This is a genomic window from Clostridioides sp. ES-S-0048-02, from assembly GCF_020658495.1.
In the GTDB taxonomy this organism is placed as follows: Bacteria; Bacillota; Clostridia; order Peptostreptococcales; family Peptostreptococcaceae; genus Clostridioides.
The window spans coordinates 1-721 of sequence record NZ_JACVWH010000057.1; the positions used below are offsets into that span (position 1 = coordinate 1).

Consider the following 721-nt stretch of genomic DNA (forward strand, 5'->3'; position numbering starts at 1 on the left):
ATTTTCTGTGCTTTCATGTTTCTTTAATTCCTTAATCATTTCTTCTTTATCTTTAACATACATTATCTTTTGTGCTCTTATTATTGCTGCATATTGAATGGTTATCTGTTCCCAAAGAATATCAAATTTATCTTTTATAGATATTTCTTGTATTAACTCTTGAGTTTCTTCGGGTAGATATTTTGAGAAGAAACCAAACTTTTCAGCGTTCTTATTTCCAGGTGGACCAGTAGCATTCTTATTACCTATGGGTGCACCCCTTTTATTTTTAGGTGCACTCTTCTTTTTCTCACTAGACCAATTGTATCTCTTTATCCATGACTTTAAAGTGTTTAAACTAATGTCATACTTTACTGATATTTCCTTTTGTTTCATACCTTTTAGGTAATCTTGTTTTACCTTTTCTTTGACATCTTGCACATCACCACCTCGTTTGTTTGTCGTTTTGGGAATTAAAAAAGACCATCCCTCAAGATAGTCATTTAAATCATTTCTATTAATTCCTTAATCTTTTTATATACTTCTTTATAATTCATATCTTTATCTATTAACTTAGGTAACTTCATAGATATAATTCTTTCAAGTGCTTGTATATCAAACAGTTCACTTTGATTTAACTCATCTCTTTTTACACCCTTTGGTATACCTAATTTTTTTCTTACAAGTTCAGTAAAATGTTTATAATACATCTGAGGTTTATTACTTCCTTGACTAGTAGCAT

The 721-nt window shown here is 29.4% G+C and carries 1 protein-coding gene and 1 pseudogene; both read right to left on the reverse strand.

Annotation, left to right across the window (positions count from 1 at the left end):
• The coding region (locus IC173_RS20300) for a terminase gpP N-terminus-related DNA-binding protein (protein WP_413927563.1) at nucleotides 1-420 on the reverse strand (420 nt) is incomplete at its 3' end.
• A gap of 62 nt (nucleotides 421-482) precedes the next feature.
• Nucleotides 483-721: pseudogene (locus IC173_RS20305) on the reverse strand (BRO family protein); the annotation flags it as partial.